Genomic DNA, 24,614 nt, shown 5'->3' with positions numbered 1-24,614 from the left:
TTACTCGCCTTACTCACCACCGCCCCACCCCGCACCCCGTCGGCCCCAGCGGCCCGTGCCCCCCACACTTCCGTCCCCACCCCCGCCCACCACACCCCCCGGGCGATACGCGTGCGAAGGAGCCCGCGATGAGCGAGATGATCACCGCGGATCTGGTCGACCTCGACCTGTCCGCCGATACGAAGGAAGCGGCGGCACGTGCCCTCGCCGAGCGCATGGTGGCGAAGGGCCGGGTCACCGACCTGGACGGCTTCCTCGCCGACGTGGCCGCCCGTGAGGCGCAGATGCCCACCGGCCTCGACGGCGGCATCGGCATCCCGCACTGCCGAAGCGAGCACGTCACCGAGCCGACCCTCGCCTTCGGTCGCAGCGCGGCCGGGATCGACTTCGGCGCGCCCGACGGTCCCGCCGACCTGATCTTCCTGATCGCCGCCCCGGCCGGCGCCGACGACGCCCACCTCACGATCCTGTCCTCCCTCGCCCGACAGCTGATGAACACCGAGTTCACGGACGCGCTGCGCGCCGTGGACGACGCGGCCCGCGCCGCCGCGCTCATCCGGGGCGACGAGGACGCGCAGCCCGCTGAGAACACCTCGGGCACCGAAGACTCCGCGGCGGCGTCGGGCGGAACGGCCTCCCCCGACGCCGCCGCGGGCAGCACGGACACGACCGCGACCCCGGCCCCGAGCGCTCCGCAGGAGGCCGCCCCCGCCGAGGCCCGCCCCTTCCGTATCGTCGCCGTCACCTCCTGCCCCACCGGCATCGCGCACACCTACATGGCAGCCGAGTCGCTGGAGAACGCGGGCCGCGACGCCGGTGACGTCGAGATCGTCGTCGAGACGCAGGGCTCGGCCGGTTTCACCCGGCTCGACCCGGCGGTCATCGCCGCCGCCGACGGCGTGATCTTCGCCCACGACGTGCCCGTACGGGAGAAGGACCGGTTCGCCGGGAAGCCCACCGTCGACGTCGGTGTGAAGGCGGGCATCAACCGCCCCGCCCAACTGATCACCGAGGTCCGCGGGAAGGCCGAGCGCGGCGAGGTCACGGCCGCCGCCCGCCCGGGCACCCCTGTCGACCGCGCGGGCGAGCCCGGCGAGGGCTACGGCACCAAGCTGCGCAAGTGGCTGATGTCCGGCGTGAGCTACATGGTCCCGTTCGTCGCGGCGGGCGGTCTGCTGATCGCCCTCGGGTTCGCGATCGGCGGGTGGGAGATCAACCAGGCCAAGCCGGTCACCGAGCACTTCGACTGGCTCCAGATCGACAGCTGGGCGGCCCTGCTGTTCCAGATCGGTGTCGTCGCCTTCGGCTTCCTGATCCCCGTCCTCGCCGGCTACATCGCGTACGGCATGGCGGACCGGCCCGGTCTCGTCCCGGGCTTCGTCGGCGGCATGATCGCCGCGAACATCAACGCCGGTTTCCTCGGTGGTCTGGCCGCCGGTCTGATCGCCGGTGCGGTCGTCCTCGGTATCCAGCGGATCAAGATCCCGCCGGTGCTGCGCGGCATCATGCCGGTGGTCGTGATCCCGCTGATCTCGTCGCTGGTCGTCGGCTTCCTGATGCTGGTGGTGATCGGCAAGCCCATCGCCGAGGCCCAGAAGGGCATGACCGACTGGCTGAGCGGCCTCTCCGGCAGCAACGCGATCCTGCTCGGCGTCCTCCTCGGCCTGATGATGTGCTTCGACCTGGGCGGTCCGGTCAACAAGGTCGCCTACGCCTTCGCCACCGCCGGTATCGCCGTGCAGGACCCCAGCGACTCCGCGATGAAGATCATGGCGGCGGTCATGGCGGCCGGCATGGTCCCGCCGCTGGGCATGGCCCTCGCCACCACGATCCGCAAGAAGCTCTTCACCACCGCCGAGCGCGAGAACGGCAAGGCGGCCTGGGTGCTCGGCGCCTCCTTCATCTCGGAGGGCGCGATCCCGTTCGCCGCCGCCGACCCGCTGCGGGTCATCCCGGCCTCCATGGCGGGCGGCGCGGTCACCGGCGCGCTGGCCATGGCCTTCGGCTCGACCCTGCGCGCTCCCCACGGCGGCATCTGGGTCACCCCGCTGATCGGCAAGCCGTTCCTCTACCTGCTGGCCATCGCGGTCGGTACGGCGATCACGGCCGGCCTGGTCATCATCCTGAAGGGCATGCGCAAGACCCAGCCGGGCACGGCGCCCGAGTCCGCTCCCGCCACCGCCAAGGCGGAGGCCAAGGAGCCGGTCGCGGCCTGAGCGACTGAGCACCACCCGTGGGAACGCCGGTCCCGGCCTGAAGCCGTGACCGTACGACGGCCGCAGTCCCCCTCTCGCGAGGGGGACTGCGGCCGGACGCGTTTCCCACGAGCGGGTCGGACGCCCCGTGCGCCCCTTTGGGCGCCTTTACAACCCCTGTGACTTGTACGCCGTACCTGCGAGATACGTCACGGTCCGGGCTCAAAGTCCCTTCCGGTGGTGTCTACTGGAGGGCATGCCTGAGCATGTGTCGATCCTCCAGCTGGTGGGCGTGGCCGCCCTCGCCCTCGCGGCGGTCATCTGGGTCGCCGTGCTCGTCCGCGTTCTGCGCCGGGACCGCGAGGTCCACCGTGGCCGCTTCGCCGAGCTGGCCCGCGGCCGTGGGCAGCGCCTGCGGGCCCTGCCCCACCAGCGCCACAAGGGTCCGCACGTGGAGCACGTGGAGCTGACCCCGGCGGAACAGGACGCCTTCGCGTTCCTGGCCCGCCAGTTCAGCGACGACCGCCGGTAGGAGACCGGCTGTCGTCGTCGAGTGCCGAGGTCGGCGCCGGATCAGCCGAGCATCCCCGCCCGCCGCTCCATCGCGGCCCGGGCCGCGTCCTCCGTCGAGTACACCTCGCACATATGGCGTCCGTCCGGAGTGGCCGTGTGCTCGACCTCCCAGAGGGAGATCTCCTGCCCGTCGGTGAGCAGGAACGCGTGCTCGTAGAGCGAGAAGCTCAACCCGGGCCTGCCATGCCGAGCGGGGCGGTGCGGGCGGCCGAAGGCCTGGGTGATCTCGTGCGCGAACGCGGTCCGCAGCAGCAGCGTGGCGAGCTCGTCCCCAGGAGGGTCCGGATTCTCCGCGCGCCGCAGCAGCCGACGGGCGTGGTCCGCCGAGTCGTCCGGCACATACTCGTGGCGCGGCTCCGGGAACGCCGCCAGCTCCACCATGGTGGGCAGCTCGAAGTCGGGGGCGTCCGGCGGCAGCGGCAGGCGCGCGGTGGCGGCCCGCAGCTCCTCGTCGTCCGTGTACACCTCGTGCTGGGTGTCACTGCCGGGCACCGTGTTGTGCACCAGCTCCCACAGGGTGACGGCGGAGCCGTCGGCGAGCAGCCATGTGTGCCGGTACGTCGCCCGGTGCAGCCCCGAACTGTAGTGCGCGGAGTGCAACGAGCTGTCGTGCGCCAGAGCGCAGTCGAGCTGCCGTATGGTCTCGTCGGGCAGCTCGAAGGAGTTCAGGGCGCGGCCGAGGAGTCGCGCGAGGTGCTCCTCAGGAGACTCGGGCGACTCGGGTGGCTCGTACGCTGCCGTCTCGTACGGAACGCTCAAGGTTTCTCCCGGCGTTGCTGCATGTCACCTTGTGGGTGCATACCGTAGCCCCTCGGTCGGACATCATGTCCGGGAACCGAGAAAACGTACGTTCCTAAAACGCCGGAGCCGCGCGGTTGGTTCCCGCGCGGCCCGACGAACTCCCGGATGCCCGTGTCATGAACTCCCGGAAGCCCGTGGTCAGTTGGCGCTCCCCGCCGTCCACTCGCTCCACGGCATGTTCCAGCCGTTGAGGCCGTTGTCCGGCGAGACCGTCTCGTCCGGGGAGTTCTTGACGACCACGACGTCACCGATCAGCGAGTTGTCGAAGAACCACTTGCCGAGCGTGTCTCCCTGTGCCCCCTGGGCGTCCGCGAGGCCGACGCAGCCGTGGCTGGTGCCCTGCCGACCGAACGGCGGGTTGGACCTGCTGTACCAGTAGTTGCCGTGGACGAAGGTGCCCGAGGTCGTCAGCCGCATCGCGTGCGGCACGTCCGGGATGTCGTACTCCCCGCCGAACCCGACCGTCGATCCGTTCATCCGCGTCTGCGTGAACTTCTCCGAGATCACCATCTGACCGTTGTACGTCGGGTTCTGCGCGCTGCCCGCCGAGATCGGCACGGTCTTGATCGTCTTCCCGTCCCGTACGACCGTCATGGTCTGTGTGTTGACGTCGACCGTGGAGACCTGGGAGCGCCCGACCGTGAAGGTGACGGTCTTGTCCTGCACGCCGTAGACGCCGTTCGCGCCTTCCACGCCGTCCAGGTCGATCTTCATCGTGACCTTGGACCCGGCCTTCCAGTACTCCTCGGGCCGGAAGTCGAGCCGCTGCGCCCCGAACCAGTGCCCCTCCACCTCCTGCCCGCTGCTCGACGTCACCGTGATGTGCGACTGCACGGCCTTCTGGTCCGTTATCGCCTTGTCGAAGGTGAACGACACCGGCATCCCCGCCCCGACCGTGGTGCCGTTGTCCGGTGTGTACGTCCCGATGAAGCTGTTCGCCGTCGAGACGGTGGTGAAGATGGAGTTGGCCGCCGATGTCTTCCCCTCGGCGTTCTTCGCGGTCGCGGAGATCCGGTACTTCGTCCCGCGCTCCAACTGTTCCTTCGGCTTCCAGGACCGCCCGTCCGCCGCTATCTCGCCCGCCACGACCGCGCCGCCCTCCGCCGCGGTCATCTTCACCTCGGTCAGCTTGCCGCCGCTGACCTTCACACCGGTCGCGTTGATGGACGCGTCCGTCGCCCCGTCCTTCGCCGAGATCGTGATCCGCGCCGCCGCGTCCTCCGCCGACGCCCCCTTGCCGCCCCTCTTGTTGTCGGCCTTGGCGTCCCCGCCGCAGCCGGTGAGGGTCAGCGCACCGACCACCAGCACGGCACAGGCCACCGTCGCACGCCGCACAGCAATCTTCGGCCTCGTCACGATCTGCTCCAGCTTCTTCGTGTCCACGCGATCTACGTGATCCGCTCGGTACGTGAAGAAGGAGCGAACGACGGCCGAGCGGGTTCCCCCCATGCCCGCCCGTCGACATCACGTGACAGAACCGGGACAATCGCCCCGGGCGAAAGCCGCTGGAGCTACCGGCGTTGCACCTGCCGACCCCGGTGGCGCCTCATATCCCCCGGACCTCCCCGTACAACTCTCCGTACGACGGCCACACTCCGCCCGCCCCGTCCACCGACTCCGCCGCCCGCACCGCCCGTACGATCGCCCGCGTCACCAAGTCCGCGCCCGCCGCGAGGAGTTCGTTCAGCGCAAGCGGACCGGCCCGGGGCGGGAGCGGCCGGGCACCCGTCGCCAGGGTGAACACCGTGTCCCCGTCGTTGAGCAGATGCACGGGGCGTACGGCGCGGGCGATCCCGTCGTGCGCCGTGCCGGCCAGCTTCTGGGCCTGGGCGCGGGTCAGATCGGCGTCGGTGGCCACGACGGCCAGTGTGGTGTTCAGCGGGGGAGGAGGGCTCTTCGCGGCGGCCTCGCCGAGCCGCCGGCGCGCGAACTCATGGACCTCCGGCGCCGGATACGCCGTACGCCGCCCCTGGAACAACTCCCCGTACAACACCCCCGTCTCCGGATCCATCGCCGATCCCGCCGCGTTGGCCACCACCAGCGCGGCCACCGTGATCCCCGAGTCCAGCACCGTGCTCGCGGTGCCGATGCCGCCCTTGAGCAGCCCGACCGTCGCCCCCGTTCCGGCACCCACGCATCCCTCCGCCACCCGGGCACCGAGCCCGCTCGCGGCGGCGGCCTCGACCGCCGCCCGGCCGGTGGCCGCGTCCGGTCTCGCCTTGAAGTCCCCGCCCCGGCCCAGGTCGAAGACGCAGGCGGCCGGGACGACCGGCACCACGTGCGCCGGATCGCGACCGACCCGCACACCGCGTCCGCGCTCCTCCAGCCAGGCCATCACGCCCGACGCGGAGTCCAGGCCGTACGCGCTGCCGCCGGTCAGCACCACCGCCTCGACCTTCTGCACCAGGTTCCGCGGGTCGAGCGCGTCCGTCTCCTTGGTGCCGGGCCCGCCCCCGCGCACATCCACGGCCGCGACCGCGCCGCCCTCCGGAGCCAGCACGACCGTGGTACCGGTGAGCCAGCCCTCGCCGGTCCGGGTGGCGTGGCCGACCCGCAGGCCGGCGACATCGGTCAGAGCGTCAACTGTCATGGGCGTCATGGGCGTCATGGTGGTCGATGGCGTTGGGGGTTGCGTTGTGCGTGGCGTGGGTGCTGTGCCCGCGGGCGGCGAGGATCACCCCGACCGAGACCGTCACGGCCGACACGATGCCTGCCGCCAGGACCGCCCAGTGGCCCAGGAACGTGCACACGATCACAGCCAGCGCGGCGAGCGGCAGCACGGTCTGCTGGGCCGTGCCCACCTTGTGGTGGCGGGCGTGCAGCGCCCACACGGAGAGGAGGAACAGAGCCGTCGGCAGGGTCACCGCGGCGGACGCGGCCAGCGTGGAGATGTGCGCCTTGTGCACGGCCTGCTCCACCGAGACCTCCAGCCCGGCGCCGATCGCGGCGGCCGACGCGAAGATCAGGTAGTGGCCGTAACCCCACAGGAAACTCTCCTTTTTGGAGCGCAGATGACCGTGGATGGGAACGGTGAAGTAGATCCACCACGCCGAGAACACGATCAGCAGCCCGCCCACCGCGATCGGCAGCAACTCGCCCAGCGCGTCGTTCTCGCTCACCGCCGACTTCACGGCGACCGTCGCCGCCAGGATCGTCTCGCCGAGCACGATGATGGTGAACAGGCCGTACCGCTCGGCGATGTGATGCGGATGCCAGGACGTCTGGAAGCCCTGCTCCGCGTACACCGGCACGCACAGCTCGGCGATCGCCATCACCAGGAACAGCCAGGGTCTCGTCGGCTCCGGCAGGACCAGCAGTCCCAGCCAGCCGATCTGGCACAGTGCCACGCCACCCGCGTACCGCAGCGCCATGACCCGCTCGGCGCCCGTCGCGGTCCGCGCGGCCCGCAGCCACTGCGCGGTCATCCCCAGCCGCATGATCACGTAACCGAGCACGATCAGCAGCCAGTCGTGGTCCTCGAAGGCCCGGGCGACCCCGGCGGCGAGCACCAGCACACCGGCTATCTGGACGAGCGTCACCAGCCGGTACGGCACGTCGTCGTTGTCGTACGCCGAGGCGAACCAGGTGAAGTTCATCCAGGCCCACCAGATCGCGAAGAAGACCATCGCGTAGTTCACGATGCCCTCGGCCGCGTGCGCCTCCGCGACGGCGTGCACCAGCTGGACGCCCGCCTGGGCGACGGCGACGACGAAGCACAGGTCGAAGAAGAGCTCCAGCGGCGAGGCGACCCGGTGCTCCTCCCCACGCCCCCGCGCGACGAGCTTGCGCATCGGTGGCCGGCCGGCGCCGGGGGAGACGGGAGGCGAGGCCGCCGCCTCGGTCGTGGCGGAGCCCGGGGTGGGCCCCGGAGCCGGGGGAGGCGAGGGCGAACTGGACGTCATGGGGCCAAGCACAGCAGAAAACCCGGTGGAATTCTCGCTCAGGTGTTCACAAGTGCAGGGGTGGACAGAGGGAGTGCGCGGACAGGCCCGGTGAAGGTGCGGGCGGGCCGGGGGAGCGCCCGGGGCCGGAGGTTCTCCGTGCCCGGGGCCGTACTCTGGAGGCATGAGTACCGCTCCCGCCCCCGAACCGCGTGACCCCAAGGCCGCGCTGGTCTTCGACGACCCGCTGACCCGGCCGTCGTCCGACGACACGGACCACGGGTGGGGCGAGCGGCCCGGCGACGGCGGCGACAGCGCGGCCGACCTGAAGCGCTTCCTCGACGAGAAGCCGCCCCACCACATCTGACACCGCCGGCCGAAGGTCTTGAGCCGCTGACACCGCCGGCCCAAGACCTTGAGTTGTCGACACCGTCTGCCGACGGCCTCGAACGCCGCTACTCGCGGTCGTGGCCCGAGCCGCGCTGGGCCACCAGGGCGTCGCGGATCTCCTTGAGCACCTCCAACTCGGTCAGTTCGATGACCTCGTGGGTGCCTTCCTTCGCCTTCCTGCGGGCCTCCTGGCGGGCCAGGTACTTGGCCATGGGGAGGACCATCAGGAAGTAGACGACGGCCGCGGTGATGACGAAGCTGAGCGTGGCGCTCAGGACCGTGCCCCACATGATCGGGATGCCACTGTTGACCGTGCCGTCCGCCGCCACCTTGCAGGGGTCCTTCAGACACGAGCTGTACTTGTCGAGGTCCTTGGTGCCGAACGCCCCCACCAGTGGGTTGATGACCCCCTTCACCACCGAGTTGACGATGTTGGTGAAGGCCGCGCCGATGACCACGGCGACGGCCAGGTCGACGACGTTCCCCCGCATCAGGAAGGCCTTGAAACCCTCCAAGATGCTCGGCTCCTTCTTCTCGCTCACCACGAGGCCTCTCTGCGCTGATTGTGGAACAAACGACTCCGCAACCTACGGCAGGGCGTGACCCGGGTGTCCGACTGGGGCCCTTCATCGTGGGACTTGACGGGTGGGGACCGGTTTTCGATGAGCCGGCGGGAGTGCCCGCACCGGGGTCCGGGGTCACCACAGCGTCACCGCCAGGCGGGAGGTGGCGCCCGCGCCGGCCAGCCGGGCCGCCGTGGGGCGGGGCACGGTCAGGACGACCAGGGCTCCGCTCTCGGTGGCGCTCGCGGTCGGCACCTTGGACACATGGGCGCCGCGTGCGACGACCCGGGCGACGCCGCCGCCCGTCGCGGACTCCTCGGCCGCGATCACGTCGACGCGGTCGCCCGGGCGCAGCAGCCGTACCGTCGCGCCGTCGGCGATGCGTACCGGTGCGGTCACCGTCTCGGCGGCGGTGGCCGGGCGTTCGGGGACGGGGTCGGCCACGGGGTGACCCCTGACCCTTTCGGCTTCCCTCGGACCCGCCCCCGTCGCCAACAGAGCGGCGGCGGTCACCGCCAGGCCCGCGGCCATGGCTCGCCTTCGGCAGCGGGCGAGGCGGCGGAGGCGGTGGGTCCCGCCGCGTACCCGTAGTGGGGCGAAGTGCGGGACCTCGCAGGTGGGAGGGGTGTCGCTGCCGGGTGGGCCGGCGGCCCAGGAAGGACGGCGGGCGGATGGGGATCCGGGCGAGGACGAGGACCAGGGCGAGGGTGAGGGCGAGGACGGGGATGTGGGACGGGACATGGGAGGGTCACCACCTGCTGTGTGAGATCGGCTTGCGGTCCCACGATGAGGCTTCGCGGCGGCGTGTGTGAGGGCCGGTGGATTACCCACTGGTTGTGGAAAACTCCGCCACCCGAACGAGGAGTTCCGCCCCCGCCGTCCCTACCCGTCCTTCCCCCCCACTCTTCTCACGTCACGGCAGCTCGAACCCCGGATCCATCCCGCCCAGCGCCTTCGAGCACAGGCAATCCCGCGTGCCGTTCGGCGGTAGCGCGGCCACCGTGTCGAAGAGGACGCCTCGGAGGCGGTCGATGTTGGCGGCGAAGACCTGGAGGACCTCCTCGTGGGAGACGCCCTCACCGGTCTCGGCGCCGGCGTCGAGGTCGGTGACGAGGGTCAGGGAGGTGTAGCAGAGCTCCAGTTCGCGGGCGAGGATCGCCTCGGGGTGGCCGGTCATGCCGACCACGGACCAGCCCTGGGCCTGGTGCCACACGGACTCGGCGCGGGTGGAGAAACGTGGGCCTTCGATCACGACGAGGGTGCCGCCGTCCACCGGTTCCCAGTCGCGCCCGTGCGCCGCTTCGAGGGCCGCCTTGCGGCCGACGGGGCAGTAGGGATCGGCGAGCGAGACATGGACGACGTTGGGGACGGCGCCGCCGGGCAGCGGGAGGCCGTCGAAGTAGGTCTGGGTGCGGGACTTCGTGCGGTCCACCAGTTGGTCCGGGACGAGCAGTGTGCCCGGTCCGTACTCCGGCCGCAGGCCGCCCACCGCGCACGGGCCGAGCACCTGGTGGGCCCCGACGGAACGCAGGGCCCACAGGTTGGCGCGGTAGTTGATGCGGTGCGGCGGCAGGTGGTGGCCACGGCCGTGGCGGGGCAGGAAGGCGACCCGGCGGCCGGCGATCTCGCCGAGGAAGAGGGAGTCGCTGGGCGGCCCGTAGGGGGTGTCGACCTGTATCTCGGTCACGTCGTCGAGGAAGGAGTAGAACCCCGAGCCTCCGATGACACCGATCTCCGCCAGGCCTGTCTCCGACGTGCCGACAGCCTCGGACGCCCCGGCCACCTCGACTCCGGACGTCCTGGCCGGCTCGGCAGCCCCGCCCGCTCCGGTCGCCTCGGCCAAGCCTGCCGCTCCGGCCATCTCTGTCGCCGGGCTCGCCGGACTCGCCGCCCCACCCACCGGACCCGCCCCGTTCCCCACGTGCTCCGTGTTCGCCATGCCCGCACCTTAACCGGGCCCGGAAACGCCGAAGACCCCGCCGGTCGTCGTACGACGGCAGGGTCCCGGACCGGAGGTGCTAAGCGGCCGAGGTGCTGCTGGTGGAGGAAGAGCCCGAGGACGACGACTTCGAGTCGGAGGACGACGAAGACGACGTGGACGAGGACTTCGCGTCCGACGAGGACTTGGAGTCCGACGTGGACGAGGGCGACTTCGACGCCGGGCTGCTGCTCGACGAGGAGCCGCGGCTGTCGTTCCGGTAGAAACCGGAGCCCTTGAAGACGATGCCGACCGCGGAGAACACCTTCTTGAGGCGGCCGTTGCAGCTGGGGCACTCGGTCAGGGCGTCGTCGGTGAACTTCTGCACCGCTTCGAGGCCCTCACCGCATTCGGTGCACTGGTACTGGTACGTCGGCACTGGTTCTTCCTCCTGGCACTCTCACTCGATGAGTGCTAACGACGATCCATACTGACCTATTCCCAGGGGTTCAGTCCACTGTCACCGGCACTCGGTGACCGACGACACGCGCGACGGTACGGCTCCGGGGCCTGGTCGCCAGCCGTGCACGGAGCGCCAGCAGGGTCGCCAGCGCCAGTGCCGTACCCGCCATCGGGACCAGGAATCCGGCGCCCGTCGACAGCCGGTCCTCCAGCTGTCCGGCGGCCATGACGGCGGCGGCCTGGCCGAGGGCGACGGCGCCGGTGAGCCAGGTGAAGGCCTCGGTGCGGGCGCCCGCCGGTACGAGGCCGTCGACCAGGGTGTAGCCGGTGATCAGGGCCGGGGCGATGCACATGCCGACCAGCAGGCCGAGCGCGGCCAGGACGAGCACGGAGTCGGCGGTCCACAGGGCGGAGGCCACCAGCGCGAGGGCCGTGTAGCCGACGATCAGGCGCCGCTGAGGGGCCGCCTTCCACGCGATCGCGCCGCAGACGACGCCGGAGAGCATGTTGCCGGCCGCGAAGACGCCGTACAGGACGCCGTTCAGGCCGGGCTCGCCGATCGACTCGGAGAAGGCGGCGAGCGAGACCTGCATGCCGCCGAAGACGGAGCCGATGCCCAGGAAGGTGACGATCAGGACGCGCACGCCGGGGACCGACAGGGCGGAAACGTGCTTCACGCGCGCGTGCGCCATGGAGACGACCCTGGGCTGGGTGCCGCGCTGGGCGGCGAACAGCAGACCGCCGATCAGCGTGAGCGCGGCCTCCGTGAGCAGGCCGGCGGCCGGGTGCACGGCGGTGCACAGCGCGGTCGCCACCAGCGGGCCGAGCACGAAGGTCAGCTCGTCGGTGACGGACTCGAAGGCCGCCGCGGTGGGCATCAGGGGCGAGTCCTGGAGCTTGACGCCCCAGCGGGCCCGCACCATGGGGCCGATCTGCGGCACCGAGGCACCCGTCGGCACGGCGGCGGCGAAGAGCGCCCACAAGGGGGCGTCCGCGAGCGCCAGCGCCGTCAGGGAGAGACCCGCCACCCCGTGGACGAGGATGCCGGGGATCAGGACGGCCCGCTGGCCGTGCCGGTCGGCGAGACGGCCGCTGTACGGGGCGAACAGCGCCATGGCGACACCGGTCGCGGCGGCGACGGCGCCGGCCGCCCCGTACGAGCCGGTGGTGTGCTGGACCAGCAGCACGATGGAGATGGTCAGCATCGCGAACGGCTGGCGGGCCGCGAAGCCGGGGAGGAGGAACGTCCACGCGCCACGGGTACGCAGAAGCTGCCCGTAGCCCGGGCGGGACGCCTTCGAGGTGTTCGAGGGGTTCGAGGTGACCGTGGACGCCACGGCCGTGCCTTTCCGCCGCCTGGTAGCGCGGCCCCCGGTTCACGGGGATCGTGCGCCGAGAGCTGTCCTCTTGCGCTACTGCGGTAGATGCCGGGCCCACGGTGAGGGGCGTCTCGGCCGCCATACGGTCGCGCCAGCTCTGCGTCAGACAGAGTTGGTCCGATCAAGTGCGCCTTCATCGTACAGGGGGATCGGCGGAGTCACCTGTGAAAATGAGCACCATGTGCGGCCGCACCCACGAATCCAGAGGGTGTGAACGGTGTGAAACATGTTCTTAACGACCTGCCTCGCCGTTCCCGTTGCCCGTCCCCAGCCACCCGGCCAGCTTGCCGCCCTGGCCGACGGCCCTGAGACGGCGTTCCGCCTGGTCGCGGACGGGGTCCGTGGCGACGACGAGCAGTTCGTCGCCGCGCCGCAGCACCGTGGTCGGCAGGGGCACGAACGACATGCCGTCGCGGACGACGAGGGTGACGGCGGCGCCCGCGGGGAGCCGCAATTCGTTGACCTCGACGCCGTGCATGCGGGATTTCTCGGGGATGGCGACGGACAACAGATGGCCGCGCAGCCGCTCCAGGGGCGCCGATTCGATGCCGAGGTCGGCGGCCTCGTCGCCGGAGCCGCCCAGGCGCAGCTTCCGGGCCAGCCAGGGCAGCGTCGGCCCTTGGACGAGGGTGTAGACCACGACCAGGACGAAGACGATGTTGAAGATCTTGCGGCTGGCTTCGATCCCGCTGACCATGGGGATCGTCGCCAGGATGATGGGCACGGCGCCGCGCAGCCCGGCCCACGACAGCAGCGTCTGCTCCCGCCACGGCACCCGGAACGGCGTCAGCGCGACGATGACGCTGAGCGGTCGCGCCACCATGGTCAGCACGAGCCCTATGACGAGCGCGGGCCAGATGTCGTCGCCCATCTCGTGTGGGGTGACCAGCAGGCCGAGCAGGACGAACATGCCGATCTGGGCGATCCAGCCGACCCCCTCGGCGAAGCCGCGCGTGGCCGGCCAGTGCGGCAGCTTGGCGTTGCCGAGGACCATGGAGGCCAGGTAGACGGCGAGGAATCCGCTGCCGTGGGCCAGGGCGCCGGCCGCGTACGCGGTGACGGCGATGGCCATGACGGCGATCGGGTAGAGGCCGGAGGCGGGCAGCGCGATGTGCCTCAGGCCCCAGGAGCCCAGCCAGCCCACCGCGAGACCGATGGCGGCGCCGATCGCCAGCTCCAGAGCTATCTCGCCGATCAGGACGTACCAATGCTCGACCGGTCCGGCCATGGAGAGCGCGGCGACGAGGATGACCACGGGGGCGTCGTTGAAGCCGGACTCGGCCTCCAGGGTGCCCGTCACGCGCGCGGGGAGGGGGATTTTGCGCAGCACGGAGAAGACGGCCGCCGCGTCCGTGGAGGACACGACAGCGCCGATGATGAGCGACTGCCGCCACTCCAGCCCGATCAGGTAGTGCGCGCCCGCTGCCGTGACGCCGACGCTCACCGCGACTCCGACCAGCGCCAGTGAGCTGGCGGCCGGCAGGGCCGGCTTGATCTCCTTCCACTTCGTGCCGAGGCCGCCCTCCGCCAGGATCACGACGAGGGCCGCGTAGCCGATGACCTGGGTCAGTTCGGCGTTGTTGAAGTGGATGTCGCCGATGCCGTCCTGGCCCATGGCGATGCCGATGCCCAGGTAGACGAGCAGGCTGGGGAGCCCGCTGCGCGACGAGATCCGGACCGCCGCGACCGCGACTAGCAGGACGAGTGAGCAGACGAGCAGGAGCTGGTTGAGGTCGTGGACAGTCAGAGGGCCGAACCTTTCTCGCCGAACCGCACGTGGTTCCGAGTGTGGGGATGCCGAGCACTGGATGCGGGAACGCGCGCGTGTGGGCATGCGAAGCCGATCACGGAAACCGTGTTGTTGCGGTTACGTCAGTGCAAGTACTTCGTTACCTTACCTAACTCTTGACGATTTCTTGACGATCTCGAGGGCAAGATCGAACAGCCGTCCGGGCCAGTTCCCGACTCCGCGTCAAGTCGCGTCGGGCCCTGCGCCTATGGTTGCTCCAGCGTTCAGTACAAAGCACAGCCCGACCTGCCGCTCGTGTTAGGACAGCAAGGACAGCGATGCCCACCGACACCACCGCCTCCTCCGGCCAGCAGTCCGGCAAGTCCGGCAGGAAGAAGGGGCGCAAAGTCCGTCTTCTTCTGATCGTCCTGGTACTGGCCATCATCGGTGGCGTCGGCTACGGGGCGTTCTGGTCCATCTCCACCGTGCGTGGCTCCTTCCCGCAGACCAAGGGCTCGATAACCCTGGACGGCCTGTCCGGACCGGTCGACGTCAAGCGCGACGACTACGGGATCCCGCAGATCTACGCCTCCTCCGACGAGGACCTGTTCATGGCGCAGGGCTACGTCCAGGCGCAGGACCGGTTCTACGAGATGGACGTGCGCCGCCATATGACGGCCGGCCGCCTCTCGGAGATGTTCGGCGAGGGCCAGGTCGACAACGACGAGTTCCTGCGTACCCTCGGCTGGCACCGGATCGCCGAGGAGGAGTACGAGAAGACGCTCTCGGCGGAGACGAAGAAGTACCTCGACGCATACGCCAAGGGGGTCAACGCCTACCTCGCCGGCAAGGACGGCGAGGAGATCTCCCTGGAGTACGCGGCCCTCGGCTTCTCCAACGACTACGAGCCCGAGGAGTGGACCCCGGTCGACTCGATCGCCTGGCTGAAGGCGATGGCCTGGGACCTGCGCGGCAACATGCAGGACGAGATCGACCGGGCCCTGATGACCAGCCGCCTCGGCCCCAAGCAGATCGCCGACCTGTACCCGCAGTACCCGTACGACCGGAACGAGACGATCGTGCAGGAGGGCGCGTACGACGAGCTCACCAAGACCTGGTCGGACGGGTCCCCGTCGACGCAGAGCACCGACGGCTCCACGCAGGGCACCAGCGGCACGGGAGCGGAGGCCGGCACCGCCGGGACCTCCACGGAGTCCGGGGCTCTCCAGACACAGCTGGACGGGCTCTACAACGTCCTGGAGGACCTGCCCGAGGCCGTCGGAGTGAACGGCAACGGCATCGGCTCCAACTCCTGGGTCGTCTCCGGCAACCACACCATCACCGGCAAGCCGCTCCTCGCCAACGACCCGCACCTGTCGGCCCAGCTCCCGTCGGTCTGGTACCAGATGGGCCTGCACTGCAAGGCCGTCTCCGAGAAGTGCCGGTACGACGTGGCCGGCTACACCTTCGCGGGCATGCCCGGAGTGATAATCGGCCACAACGCGGACATCTCCTGGGGCATGACCAACTCCGGCGCCGACGTCACCGACCTCTACCTGGAGAAGCTCACCGGCGACGGCTACGAGTACGGCCGCAAGGTGCTGCCCTTCGACACCCGCGAGGAGACCATCGAGGTCGCCGGCGGCACGTCCAAGAAGATCGTCGTCCGCACCACCAACAACGGCCCCCTGCTCTCCGACCGCAACGACGAACTCGTCCAGGTCGGCAAGAAGGCCTCCGTCGACCAGAACGCCCCCGACCGCGGCGACGGCTACGGCATCGCCCTGCGCTGGACCGCGCTCGACCCCGGCACCTCCATGGACGCCGTCTTCGCGATGAACCGGGCCGCGAACTGGGAGGACTTCCGCGAGGCCGCCGCCCTGTTCGACGTCCCCTCGCAGAACCTGATCTACGCCGACACCGAGGGCAACATCGGCTACCAGCTGCCCGGCAGGATTCCCACCCGCGGGGAGGGTGACGGCTCGGTGCCCGCGCCGGGCTGGGACACCAAGTACCGCTGGACCGGCTACATCGACCAGGACGAACTGCCGTACGAGTACAACCCGGAGCGCGGCTACATCGTCACCGCGAACCAGGCCGTCGTCGACGAGAAGTACCCGTACACGCTCACCGCGGACTGGGGCTACGGCACGCGCGCGCAGCGGATCACCAGCCTCATCGAGTCGAAGATCAAGGGTGGCGGCAAGATCTCCACCGACGACATGCGGCAGATGCAGATGGACAACAGCAGTGAGATCGCCAAGCTGCTGGTGCCGCTGCTGCTCAAGATCGACGTCAAGGACAAGGAAGTCCGCCAGGCGCAGAAGCTCCTGGAGGGCTGGGACTACACGCAGGACGCCGACTCGGCGGCCGCCGCGTACTTCAACTCGGTCTGGCGCAACATCCTCAAGCTCGCCTTCGGCGACAAGCTCCCCAAGGAACTGCGCGTCGAGGGCCAGTGCCTGTCGGTCGAGCCGGTCGACACCACCGGGCCCGCCGACGAGGACCAGCGGGTGCGTGAGTGCGGCAAGCGCGACGCGGACCAGGCGCAGCCGGACGGCGGCGACCGCTGGTTCGAGGTGGTCCGCCGGATCATCGGTGACGAGGACAACGACTGGTGGTCCACGCCGAAGACGCGTACCCAGGGCGCCGTCGACACCCGTGACGAGCTGTTCAAGCGGGCCATGCGGGACGCCCGTTGGGAGCTGACCGCCAAGCTCGGCAAGGACATCGACACCTGGAGCTGGGGCCGGCTGCACCGCCTGTTCCTGAAGAACCAGACCCTCGGCACCGAGGGCCCCGGTTTCCTTCAGTACATGCTCAACCGCGGCCCCTGGAAGCTCGGCGGCGGCGAGGCCACGGTCAACGCCACCGGCTGGAACTCGGCGGGCGGCTACGAGGTCGTCTGGGTGCCCTCGATGCGCATGGTGGTGAACCTCGGGGACCTCGACAAGTCCAAGTGGATCAACCTCACCGGCGCCTCCGGGCACGCGTACAACGCCCACTACACCGACCAGACCGACAAGTGGGCCAAGGGCGAGCTGCTGACGTGGTCGTTCTCGGACAAGGCGGTCGAGAGCAACACGAGCGACACGCTTCTGTTGAAACCGTGACCCCCGCCTGAGCACGGAAAGCGGCCTCCACGCACGCGTGGAGGCCGCTTTCTCGTCCGGATCACCGGAACCGTCGTACCCCCGACGGGGTCACCACCGCGTGCACCGGGCGGTCGTGTTCCTCCTCCGGTACCCGGTCGACCACCTCCGTGTCGTACAGCAGCACCACCAGCGCCGGATCCGCGCCCGCGCGTTCCAGGCGGGCCAGGACGCGGTCGTACGAGCCGCCGCCCCTCCCGAGGCGCATCCCGCGTGTGTCGACCGCCAGGCCCGGGAGCAGGACGGCGTCCGCGGTGGTCACGGCGTCCGGCCCGAGTCGGTCGCCGGCGGGTTCGAGGAGGGTCATGCGGCCGCCGCCGTGCCGCACGCGCGCGAGGGAGGCCTCCCCCTCGTAGGCGCCCCAGTCCAGGTCGTTGTCGGGGAGCAGGATCGGCAGCAGGACGCGCACGCCCCGCGCGCGCAGCGCGTCGAGGAGCGCGAGGGTGCCGGGCTCGCTCCCCATGGAGACGTACGCCGCGACCGTGCGCGCGTGCGCCAGCTCGGGCAGATCGAGGGCCCGGTCGGCAAGAGCGCCCGTCGTTTTCCGGACGTCATCCGGCGTCAACCCGTTCCTCACCAGGAGGAGCTCTCGGCGCAACATTCGTTTGGAAAGCTCCGGTTCGGGTCCCATCAGGCTCACAGGTTGCTCCAGTACTATTCGTAATCAGCTCATATGAGAGCGAATTCATCGGAGCCACAGATTCCACACAAAGGCACCGGATAGGGTTCGGCGCATGAGTGAGGCGAACCCCAGGATCAGCAAGGCTGTCATCCCCGCGGCGGGTCTAGGGACCCGGTTCCTGCCGGCCACCAAAGCGACTCCCAAGGAGATGCTGCCGGTCGTGGACAAGCCGGCGATCCAGTACGTGGTCGAAGAGGCCGCATCAGCGGGGCTCGACGACGTCCTGATGATCACCGGCCGCAACAAGCGCCCCCTTGAGGACCACTTCGACCGGAACTACGAGCTGGAATCCGCCCTCCAGAAGAAGGGCGACGCCGGCCGGCTCGCCAAGGTCCAGGAGTCCAGCGACCTCGCGACCATGCACTACGTCCGCCAGGGCGACCCCAAGGGCCTCGGCCACGCCGTCCTGTGCGCAGCCCCGCACGTGGGCGACGAGCCCTTCGCGGTCCTCCTCGGCGACGACCTGATCGACCCGCGCGACCCCCTCCTGAAGCGCATGATCGAGATCCAGGAGGAGCACGGCGGCAGCGTCATCGCGCTCATGGAGGTCGCCCCCGAGCAGATCCACCTCTACGGCTGCGCGGCCGTGGAACCCACCGACGACACCGACGTGGTGAAGGTCACCGACCTGGTCGAGAAGCCGGACCCGGCCGACGCCCCGTCGAGCTACGCGGTCATCGGCCGCTACGTCCTCGACCCGAGCATCTTCGGCATCCTGCGCAAGACCGAGCCGGGCCGCGGCGGCGAGATCCAGATCACCGACGCCCTCCAGCAGCTCGCCGCGGACGAGAAGATCGGTGGCCCCGTGCACGGCGTCGTCTTCAAGGGCCGCCGCTATGACACCGGAGACCGTGGCGACTACCTGCGTGCCATTGTCAGACTCGCGTGCGAACGTGAAGACCTGGGCCCGGACTTCCGGACCTGGCTTCGCAGTTACGTAGCCGAGGAGATGTAGCCACTTTGAGCACCGCCGCGACCCGCACCACCGGCCGGGACCACCTCTGGTCGGTGACCGAACACCTGGAGGACATCCTCGCCACCGTCCGCCCCCTGGAACCCATCGAGCTGCAGCTTCTCGACGCCCAGGGCTGTGTCCTGGTCGAGGACGTCACGGTGCCGGTGTCACTGCCGCCCTTCGACAACAGCTCGATGGACGGGTACGCGGTGCGGGTCGCGGACATCGCGGGCGCGAGCGAGGAGTTCCCGGCCGTGCTCACGGTGATCGGGGACGTGGCGGCGGGCCAGGCCGAGCAGCCCCGAGTGGGCCCCGGCGAAGCCGCCCGCATCATGACCGGTGCCCCGCTGCCGCCCGGCGCGGAGACGGTCGTCCCGGTGGAGTGGACCGACGGCGGCCTCGGCGAGGGACCCGTCTCCGGGATGCGCGCCCGCAGCGCCCGCCCCGAGGACGCCACCGGCCAGGTCGCCGTGCACCGCGCCGCCGAGGCCCGCGCGCACGTGCGCGCGAAGGGAAGCGACGTACGGGCCGGCGACCGCGCCCTCGCCGCCGGCACGATCCTCGGCCCGCCGCAGCTCGGCCTCCTCGCCGCCATCGGCAGGGCGACCGTACGCGTGCGCCCGCGCCCGCGCGTGGTGGTGCTCTCCACCGGCAGCGAACTGATCCCGCCGGGCGAGCCGCTGGCCACCGGCCAGATCTACGACTCCAACAGCTTCGCGCTGACGGCCGCCGCCCGGGACGCGGGCGCGATCGCCTACCGCGTGGGCGCCGTCGCCGACGACGCCGAGACCCTCCGCTCCACCATCGAGGACCAGCTCGTCCGCGCCGACCTGATGGTCACCACCGGCGGGGTCAGCGTGGGGGCGTACGACGTCGTCAAGGAGGCCCTGGAGTCCGTCGGCGACGAGGACGAGGAGGGCACCGGCATCGACTTCCGCAAGCTCGCCATGCAGCCCGGCAAGCCCCAGGGCTTCGGCACCATCGGCCCCGACCACACCCCACTGCTGGCACTCCCCGGCAACCCGGTGTCGTCGTACGTCTCCTTCGAACTCTTCGTCCGGCCCGCCATCCGCACCCTGATGGGCCTGGAGGACGTCCACCGGCCGACGACCACGGCGACCCTCCAGGCACCCAAGGCGCTGACCTCGCCCGCCGGGCGCCGGCAGTACCTGCGCGGGACGTACGCCGACGGCCAGGTCACCCCTGTGGGGGGCGCCGGGTCGCACCTCGTCGCGGCTCTCGCGCACGCCGACGCGCTGATCGTGATCCCCGAGGACGCCGAGTCGGTCGAGCCCGGCGCGGAGGTCGAGGTAGTCCTGCTCGGCTGAACCCTCGAGGGTGGCGTACCGTGTCGCGCACAACAGGCCGCACGCCGCACCGCGACGGGCCCCGACCGGGAGCGCCACACCACCATGAGTACGCCGCAGGACCGACTGACCCACATCGACGAGGCGGGCGCCGCTCGTATGGTCGACGTCTCCGGGAAGGACGTGACCGCGCGCACCGCCCGCGCCAGCGGCCGGGTCCTGGTCTCACCCAAGGTGGTCGAACTGCTCCGGGGCGAGGGGGTGCCCAAGGGTGACGCCCTCGCCACCGCGCGTATCGCCGGCATCATGGGCGCCAAACGCACCCCCGACCTCATCCCGCTCTGCCATCCGCTGTCGGTGTCGGGCGTCAAGGTCGATCTGTCGGTCGCGGACGACGCCGTCGAGATCCTCGCCACCGTGAAGACCACGGACCGTACGGGCGTCGAGATGGAGGCCCTCACCGCGGTCACCGTCGCCGCCCTCACCGTGATCGACATGGTCAAGGCGGTCGACAAGGGCGCGGTCATCACGGACGTACGCGTCGAGGAGAAGACGGGCGGCAAGTCGGGCGACTGGAGCCGGGCATGACCGCCACCCCGCACGACCCGACACCCCGGGCCACGCCCGCCAGGCCGTACCGCGCGCTGGTCGTGACCGCCTCCAACCGCGCCGCCGCCGGGATCTACGAGGACCGGGGCGGGCCCCTGATCGCGGAGGGGCTCACGGCGTTCGGTTTCACCGTCGAGGGCCCCCAGGTCGTGCCCGACGGGGACCCCGTGGAGGCGGCCCTCAGGGCGGGCGTCGACGCCGGGTACGACGTGATCGTGACGACCGGCGGAACCGGGATCTCGCCCACCGACCGCACCCCCGAGGCGACCCGCGCGGTCCTCGACCACGAGGTGCCGGGCATCCCCGAGGCGATCAGGGCGTACGGCCGGGACAAGGTACCGACGGCGGCTCTCTCCCGGGGCCTCGCCGGAGTCGCGGACCGGACGCTGATCATCAACCTGCCGGGCTCCACCGGCGGCGTACGGGACGGCCTGGCCGTACTGGAACCCCTTCTCACCCACGCCGTCGACCAGATCCGCGGCGGGGACCACTCCAGATCCAGCCAGGGGGGTGCGAGCTGAACAGCCCATCCTGGCCCGTAGCGCTGGTGGACGGCGATGTCGTCCTCCGGCCCATAAGGATGCGCGACCAGCGGGCCTGGCGCGAGGTCAACCGGCGCAACCGGGACTGGCTGCGGCCCTGGGAGGCGACCATTCCGCCGCCCACGCCCAGCGGGCCGATCGCGCACCGGCCGACGTACCGTCAGATGGTCCGTCATCTGCGGGCGGAGGCGAACGCGGGCCGGATGCTGCCGTTCGTGATCGAGTACCAGGGGCGCCTCGTCGGGCAGTTGACGGTCGCCGGGATCACCTGGGGCTCGATGTGCTCCGGACATGTCGGCTACTGGGTCGACGAGTCGGTCGCCGGGCGGGGCGTGATGCCGACGGCGGTGGCGCTCGTCGTGGACCACTGCTTCCGGACCGTCGGACTGCACCGCATCGAGGTCTGTATTCGCCCCGAGAATCGGCCCAGCAGACGGGTCGTGGAGAAACTCGGATTCCGCGAGGAAGGCCTTCGTCCACGATATCTTCACATCGACGGCGCCTGGCGCGACCATCTCGTCTTCGCGCTCACCGCCGAAGAGGTTCCGGAAGGCCTGCTCGGCCGCTGGCAGCGGGAACGGGCGCGGGACGCCCGGAACGCGGGCTCCGACGCGGGCAAGCCCGGACAGTCCCAATAAATGCAATGCATGTTCGAATAAATGTCCGGTCGGCGATCGAGTTGAACGAGTCGAACCGTTCTCCGCACGTTAATTTCGCGCTCTCGGCGGTCCGCTGATCGGATCGGTCACAAAAAAAGCTCGAAATATCAGCCAGATCGTGCGACACACCGGCTCAATTGGCGGATGGCCTCACGCAAACCCCTCTACCGTGTGAGGCGTGAGCAGCAGCGGCCTCATCTACGCAGTCATCGTCGGGGCCTGGGCCGCCTACTTGGTGCCGATGTGGCTCCGTAGGCAGGACGAGCTGAACGAAGCCCGTCCGACGGAACGCTTCAGCACCGCCATCCGGCTGCTTTCCGGCCGGGCGGGGATGGAGCGCCGATACGCCAAGGACCTGCGGGCGCGCTCCACCGAAGAGGGGGAGCCCAGCGCCGAACCGGACGGCGTCACCGACTCGGTGGACGTCCGGGCCTTCGCCATGCCCCCGCACCGGGAGCGCACGAGGGCACAACTGCCGGTGGAGCGGGGTGAGTCACCGCAGCAACTGCAGCAACCATCACAGCAGCACGCGCAGGCGCAGGCGGCGAAATCGGCATCGCAGGCACAGGTGCAGGCGCAAGCGCAGGTACACGCACAGGCGCCGGTGCCGCAGCAGGGCGGCCAGCCGTCGGCCAAGCAGGGCGGCCAGCCGCCGGCCAGGCAGGGCGCGGCCGGAGTGCCCGCCCCCGCCCGTGCGAAGCGCCCGGGCAAGCAGACGGCGGGCGCGCGCCGGGGCGACTCGGCGGAGGCCATCGCGCGGGCCCGGCGCTTGAAGGTGCTCGCGCGCCGACGGCGTACGACCGTGATGCTCTTCCTCGCCTTCACGCTCGGCGCGGTCGTCGCGGCGGTCGGCGGACTCGCCTTCCTGTGGGCGCCGGCCGTACCGGCGGTGCTGCTGAGCTCGTACATCGCGCACCTGCGCCGCCAGGAGCGGAAGCGGTTCGCGTACACGATGGACCGGCGGCAGGCCGAGGTGGCGGCGCAGCGGCTGCGGGAGCGGCAGCCCCAGCGGCGGCGGCCGATGCCGGACCCGGTGGACACCGACGAGCCGGAGGACGGTCCAGAGAACGAGGAGAACCGGGCCGACCTGACCGCGCTCGCGGCCGACCGCCGTGCCCTCGTCGAGCAGACCGACCACGCCGAGTGGGTCGACCAGCAGCGCGAGCGCCAGCGGCGGCCCGCCCAGGGCGACAGCTGGGACCCCGTCCCCGTGCCGCTCCCGACGTATGTCACCGCGCCGGTGGCCCCCCGGGCCACCTCCGGTGTCGACCTCGGCGCCCCGGACGCGTGGAGCTCCGCGCGCTCCAGCTCGGCCGACCCGCACGGCTCGTCGAGCGCCGCCTCGAACACCGCTGAGGGGGAGTGCGGCGGCGAGGAGCACGCGGACGACGGCGGTGCCGACGACGCGGCCGACGCTCCCGACGGCGGCCGCTCCGACGCCCGCCGGGCCGCGTCCGCGCGACGCTCCCGCGAGCGGGGCCGTACGCCGCTCTTCGACCAGTACGAGGACGGCGACCGCCCCCGCGCGGCCAACGAGTGACCCTCGTCCGCCCGGATCTCCCACTCCGCTGACCAGTCACGAGCCGGTCGGCAGTCGCCCGTGAGTCGCCCGGGAACGGATTTCCAAGCACCGTGATGGGGATGCTAGAGTTTCACTCGTTGCAAGGGCCTGTGGCGCAGTCTGGTAGCGCACCTCGTTCGCATCGAGGGGGTCTGGGGTTCAAATCCCCACAGGTCCACGCAGCTCAGAGCCCCCAGTGGTGATCACCACTGGGGGCTCTGACGTGTTGTCAGGCGGGGTTGCTCGTCAGGCACTCTCGGGCGGCTCGGTGATCGCGTCGAAGTACGGCCAGCCGTCCACCTCGACCGTCTGGGACGACGGGTGGAGGTCCAGGTTCGGGGCGGCGGCTTCCAGGAGACGGCGGACCGTGCCGGGCTCGTGGAGGTTGAGGTAGGTGTGGTCCGGGAGGCGGACCAGCGCGCCGGAGTCGAAGTAGCAGTTCGAGACGGAGCGGTGTTCGGCCGGGCCGAAGAGCAGGACCAGGCGCCGACGCCGGGGGCCCTCCGGGTAGAGGGACAGCTTGAGGCGGCAGTGGTCGTAGGCCACGCGATGGGGGTCCCTCCCGCTCGAGCGAGGTCGGGAGTGGGGGAGTTGGCGGACGGTCCAGTGCCAGGTGGTGTCGCCCACGACGAGACGGCGCAGACGGTTGTTCTTCGTCACGGGGACACCGTAGGCGGCCAACGCCGTCGCGGGCACGGGGATTTACGTGTCCGGAAGCGCCGTCAGAGCGGCTTCGCGAAGCACAGGCTCAGTTCGTGGAAGCGGTAGTAGCCGAACTTGGCGCAGGGCTCGTAGCCGCTGGAGGTGTAGAGGGCCACGGCCTCGGGCTGCTTGGCGCCGGTTTCGAGGACCATGCGGGTGCGGCCGGTTGTACGGGCATCGGACTCCAGTTCGGCGAGTATGCGGCGGGCCAGGCCCAGGCCGCGGGCCTCGGGGGTGACGTACATACGCTTGATCTCGGCGTCCCCGTCCTGGTACCCCTCGCCGTTGGTCTCCTGGGAGCGCCAGCCGCCGGTGGCGAGAGGTCTGCCGTGTTCGTCGTAGGCGATCAGGTACAGCCCGGTCGGCGGTACGAAGTGCGCCGGGTCCATGTGCGTGGCGTCGCCGGCGTCGCCGTAGCGGGCGCTGTACTCGGCCTGGACCTCGTCGTTCAGCTTGACGGCGTCGGGGTGGTCGAAGGGTACGCGGCGGATAAGCATGCCATGCATCGTACATCTATGCGGGATCCCGCTTCGGGTGTCCGCGAGGGTGCGTGC

23 protein-coding genes and 1 tRNA gene are annotated in these 24,614 nt (G+C 70.6%); 11 read left to right on the top strand and 13 right to left on the bottom strand.

Annotated elements, in window-relative coordinates:
* Positions 1–128 precede the first annotated feature (128 nt).
* Both JIX55_RS22200 and JIX55_RS22195 read left to right on the top strand, forming a co-directional pair.
* Positions 129–2,216, top strand: coding sequence for a PTS fructose transporter subunit IIABC (locus tag JIX55_RS22200; protein ID WP_257565049.1), 2,088 nt, complete (start codon positions 129–131; stop codon positions 2,214–2,216).
* Between the two features lie 235 nt (positions 2,217–2,451).
* Positions 2,452–2,727, top strand: coding sequence for a hypothetical protein (locus JIX55_RS22195; RefSeq protein WP_257565048.1), 276 nt, complete (start codon positions 2,452–2,454; stop codon positions 2,725–2,727).
* Positions 2,728–2,768: 41 nt separating this feature from the next.
* Here JIX55_RS22195 and JIX55_RS22190 read toward each other — a convergent pair whose 3' ends face one another.
* The 4 genes from JIX55_RS22190 to JIX55_RS22175 form a co-directional block, all read right to left on the bottom strand.
* Complete coding sequence (locus JIX55_RS22190; RefSeq protein WP_257565047.1) at positions 2,769–3,527, bottom strand: DUF6227 family protein; 759 nt, start codon at positions 3,525–3,527, stop codon at positions 2,769–2,771.
* Positions 3,528–3,707: 180 nt separating this feature from the next.
* Complete coding sequence (locus JIX55_RS22185; protein WP_257569435.1) at positions 3,708–4,925, bottom strand: L,D-transpeptidase; 1,218 nt, start codon at positions 4,923–4,925, stop codon at positions 3,708–3,710.
* Positions 4,926–5,115: 190 nt separating this feature from the next.
* On the bottom strand, positions 5,116–6,159 hold the full coding sequence (locus JIX55_RS22180) for a P1 family peptidase (protein ID WP_257565046.1): 1,044 nt from the start codon (positions 6,157–6,159) through the stop codon (positions 5,116–5,118).
* A complete protein-coding gene (locus JIX55_RS22175; RefSeq protein WP_257565045.1) occupies positions 6,149–7,471 on the bottom strand; it encodes a low temperature requirement protein A in 1,323 nt (440 codons plus the stop codon). The genes JIX55_RS22180 and JIX55_RS22175 overlap by 11 nt, the downstream gene beginning before the upstream one ends.
* 163 nt (positions 7,472–7,634) lie before the next feature.
* On the opposite strand from JIX55_RS22175, the gene JIX55_RS22170 reads away from it, so the two are divergent.
* Positions 7,635–7,817: a hypothetical protein gene (locus JIX55_RS22170; RefSeq protein ID WP_257565044.1), complete on the top strand. Its 183-nt coding sequence runs from the start codon at positions 7,635–7,637 to the stop codon at positions 7,815–7,817.
* Between the two features lie 88 nt (positions 7,818–7,905).
* Here the strand turns inward: JIX55_RS22170 and mscL are convergent, their stop codons facing one another.
* The 6 genes from mscL to JIX55_RS22140 form a co-directional block, all read right to left on the bottom strand.
* Entirely contained in the window at positions 7,906–8,382 is a 477-nt protein-coding gene (mscL, locus tag JIX55_RS22165; protein ID WP_257565043.1) for a large conductance mechanosensitive channel protein MscL, read from the bottom strand.
* A gap of 156 nt (positions 8,383–8,538) precedes the next feature.
* Complete coding sequence (locus JIX55_RS22160; protein ID WP_257565042.1) at positions 8,539–9,144, bottom strand: hypothetical protein; 606 nt, start codon at positions 9,142–9,144, stop codon at positions 8,539–8,541.
* A gap of 172 nt (positions 9,145–9,316) precedes the next feature.
* The gene (locus JIX55_RS22155) at positions 9,317–10,342 is read right to left on the bottom strand and encodes an S-methyl-5'-thioadenosine phosphorylase (protein WP_257565041.1); all 1,026 of its coding nucleotides are present in this window, start codon (positions 10,340–10,342) and stop codon (positions 9,317–9,319) included.
* Positions 10,343–10,421: 79 nt separating this feature from the next.
* On the bottom strand, positions 10,422–10,760 hold the full coding sequence (locus JIX55_RS22150; RefSeq protein WP_257565040.1) for an FmdB family zinc ribbon protein: 339 nt from the start codon (positions 10,758–10,760) through the stop codon (positions 10,422–10,424).
* Between the two features lie 70 nt (positions 10,761–10,830).
* A complete protein-coding gene (locus JIX55_RS22145; protein ID WP_257565039.1) occupies positions 10,831–12,120 on the bottom strand; it encodes an MFS transporter in 1,290 nt (429 codons plus the stop codon).
* Positions 12,121–12,394: 274 nt separating this feature from the next.
* Complete coding sequence (locus JIX55_RS22140) at positions 12,395–13,996, bottom strand: potassium/proton antiporter (RefSeq protein WP_257565038.1); 1,602 nt, start codon at positions 13,994–13,996, stop codon at positions 12,395–12,397.
* Between the two features lie 233 nt (positions 13,997–14,229).
* On the opposite strand from JIX55_RS22140, the gene JIX55_RS22135 reads away from it, so the two are divergent.
* Positions 14,230–17,004 carry a penicillin acylase family protein gene (locus tag JIX55_RS22135; protein WP_257565037.1) on the top strand — a complete coding sequence of 925 codons (2,775 nt, stop codon included), beginning with the start codon at positions 14,230–14,232 and terminating at the stop codon, positions 17,002–17,004.
* Between the two features lie 61 nt (positions 17,005–17,065).
* On the opposite strand, the gene JIX55_RS22130 is transcribed toward JIX55_RS22135, so the two are convergent.
* Positions 17,066–17,674: a 5-formyltetrahydrofolate cyclo-ligase gene (locus JIX55_RS22130; protein WP_257569434.1), complete on the bottom strand. Its 609-nt coding sequence runs from the start codon at positions 17,672–17,674 to the stop codon at positions 17,066–17,068.
* A gap of 103 nt (positions 17,675–17,777) precedes the next feature.
* On the opposite strand from JIX55_RS22130, the gene galU reads away from it, so the two are divergent.
* The 7 genes from galU to JIX55_RS22095 all read left to right on the top strand — a co-directional run bounded on the left by galU (position 17,778) and on the right by JIX55_RS22095 (position 23,536).
* A complete protein-coding gene (gene galU, locus JIX55_RS22125) occupies positions 17,778–18,680 on the top strand; it encodes a UTP--glucose-1-phosphate uridylyltransferase GalU (protein ID WP_257565036.1) in 903 nt (300 codons plus the stop codon).
* A gap of 5 nt (positions 18,681–18,685) precedes the next feature.
* Complete coding sequence (glp, locus tag JIX55_RS22120) at positions 18,686–20,008, top strand: molybdotransferase-like divisome protein Glp (protein ID WP_257565035.1); 1,323 nt, start codon at positions 18,686–18,688, stop codon at positions 20,006–20,008.
* A gap of 84 nt (positions 20,009–20,092) precedes the next feature.
* Positions 20,093–20,575, top strand: coding sequence for a cyclic pyranopterin monophosphate synthase MoaC (gene moaC / locus JIX55_RS22115; protein WP_257565034.1), 483 nt, complete (start codon positions 20,093–20,095; stop codon positions 20,573–20,575).
* Positions 20,572–21,117, top strand: coding sequence for a MogA/MoaB family molybdenum cofactor biosynthesis protein (locus JIX55_RS22110; RefSeq protein ID WP_257565033.1), 546 nt, complete (start codon positions 20,572–20,574; stop codon positions 21,115–21,117). Before moaC ends, JIX55_RS22110 begins: the two co-directional genes overlap by 4 nt.
* A gap of 26 nt (positions 21,118–21,143) precedes the next feature.
* Complete coding sequence (locus tag JIX55_RS22105; RefSeq protein WP_257565032.1) at positions 21,144–21,776, top strand: GNAT family N-acetyltransferase; 633 nt, start codon at positions 21,144–21,146, stop codon at positions 21,774–21,776.
* Positions 21,777–21,975: 199 nt separating this feature from the next.
* Positions 21,976–23,337, top strand: a complete 1,362-nt coding sequence (sepX, locus tag JIX55_RS22100; protein WP_257565030.1) for a divisome protein SepX/GlpR — start codon at positions 21,976–21,978, stop codon at positions 23,335–23,337.
* A gap of 125 nt (positions 23,338–23,462) precedes the next feature.
* Positions 23,463–23,536 (top strand) — tRNA-Ala (locus JIX55_RS22095).
* A gap of 68 nt (positions 23,537–23,604) precedes the next feature.
* Here the strand turns inward: JIX55_RS22095 and JIX55_RS22090 are convergent.
* Positions 23,605–24,018: a hypothetical protein gene (locus JIX55_RS22090; protein ID WP_257565029.1), complete on the bottom strand. Its 414-nt coding sequence runs from the start codon at positions 24,016–24,018 to the stop codon at positions 23,605–23,607.
* A gap of 62 nt (positions 24,019–24,080) precedes the next feature.
* Positions 24,081–24,557: a GNAT family N-acetyltransferase gene (locus JIX55_RS22085; RefSeq protein WP_257565028.1), complete on the bottom strand. Its 477-nt coding sequence runs from the start codon at positions 24,555–24,557 to the stop codon at positions 24,081–24,083.
* Positions 24,558–24,614: the final 57 nt, after the last annotated feature.

The organism is Streptomyces sp. DSM 40750, assembly GCF_024612035.1.
Taxonomy (GTDB): Bacteria; Actinomycetota; Actinomycetes; order Streptomycetales; family Streptomycetaceae; genus Streptomyces.
This window is presented reverse-complemented; position numbering and strand designations above follow the sequence as displayed.

Coding starts and splice junctions, on each gene's coding strand:
- JIX55_RS22200 (WP_257565049.1), top strand. CDS start 129: ATGAGCGAGATGATCACCGCGGATCTGGTCGACCTCGACCTGTCCGCC.
- JIX55_RS22195 (WP_257565048.1), top strand. CDS start 2,452: ATGCCTGAGCATGTGTCGATCCTCCAGCTGGTGGGCGTGGCCGCCCTC.
- JIX55_RS22180 (WP_257565046.1), bottom strand. CDS start 6,159: ATGACAGTTGACGCTCTGACCGATGTCGCCGGCCTGCGGGTCGGCCAC.
- JIX55_RS22175 (WP_257565045.1), bottom strand. CDS start 7,471: ATGACGTCCAGTTCGCCCTCGCCTCCCCCGGCTCCGGGGCCCACCCCG.
- JIX55_RS22170 (WP_257565044.1), top strand. CDS start 7,635: ATGAGTACCGCTCCCGCCCCCGAACCGCGTGACCCCAAGGCCGCGCTG.
- JIX55_RS22160 (WP_257565042.1), bottom strand. CDS start 9,144: ATGTCCCGTCCCACATCCCCGTCCTCGCCCTCACCCTCGCCCTGGTCC.
- JIX55_RS22155 (WP_257565041.1), bottom strand. CDS start 10,342: ATGGCGAACACGGAGCACGTGGGGAACGGGGCGGGTCCGGTGGGTGGG.
- JIX55_RS22140 (WP_257565038.1), bottom strand. CDS start 13,996: ATGCCCACACGCGCGCGTTCCCGCATCCAGTGCTCGGCATCCCCACAC.
- JIX55_RS22135 (WP_257565037.1), top strand. CDS start 14,230: ATGCCCACCGACACCACCGCCTCCTCCGGCCAGCAGTCCGGCAAGTCC.
- JIX55_RS22130 (WP_257569434.1), bottom strand. CDS start 17,674: ATGGGACCCGAACCGGAGCTTTCCAAACGAATGTTGCGCCGAGAGCTC.
- galU (WP_257565036.1), top strand. CDS start 17,778: ATGAGTGAGGCGAACCCCAGGATCAGCAAGGCTGTCATCCCCGCGGCG.
- moaC (WP_257565034.1), top strand. CDS start 20,093: ATGAGTACGCCGCAGGACCGACTGACCCACATCGACGAGGCGGGCGCC.
- JIX55_RS22110 (WP_257565033.1), top strand. CDS start 20,572: ATGACCGCCACCCCGCACGACCCGACACCCCGGGCCACGCCCGCCAGG.
- JIX55_RS22085 (WP_257565028.1), bottom strand. CDS start 24,557: ATGCTTATCCGCCGCGTACCCTTCGACCACCCCGACGCCGTCAAGCTG.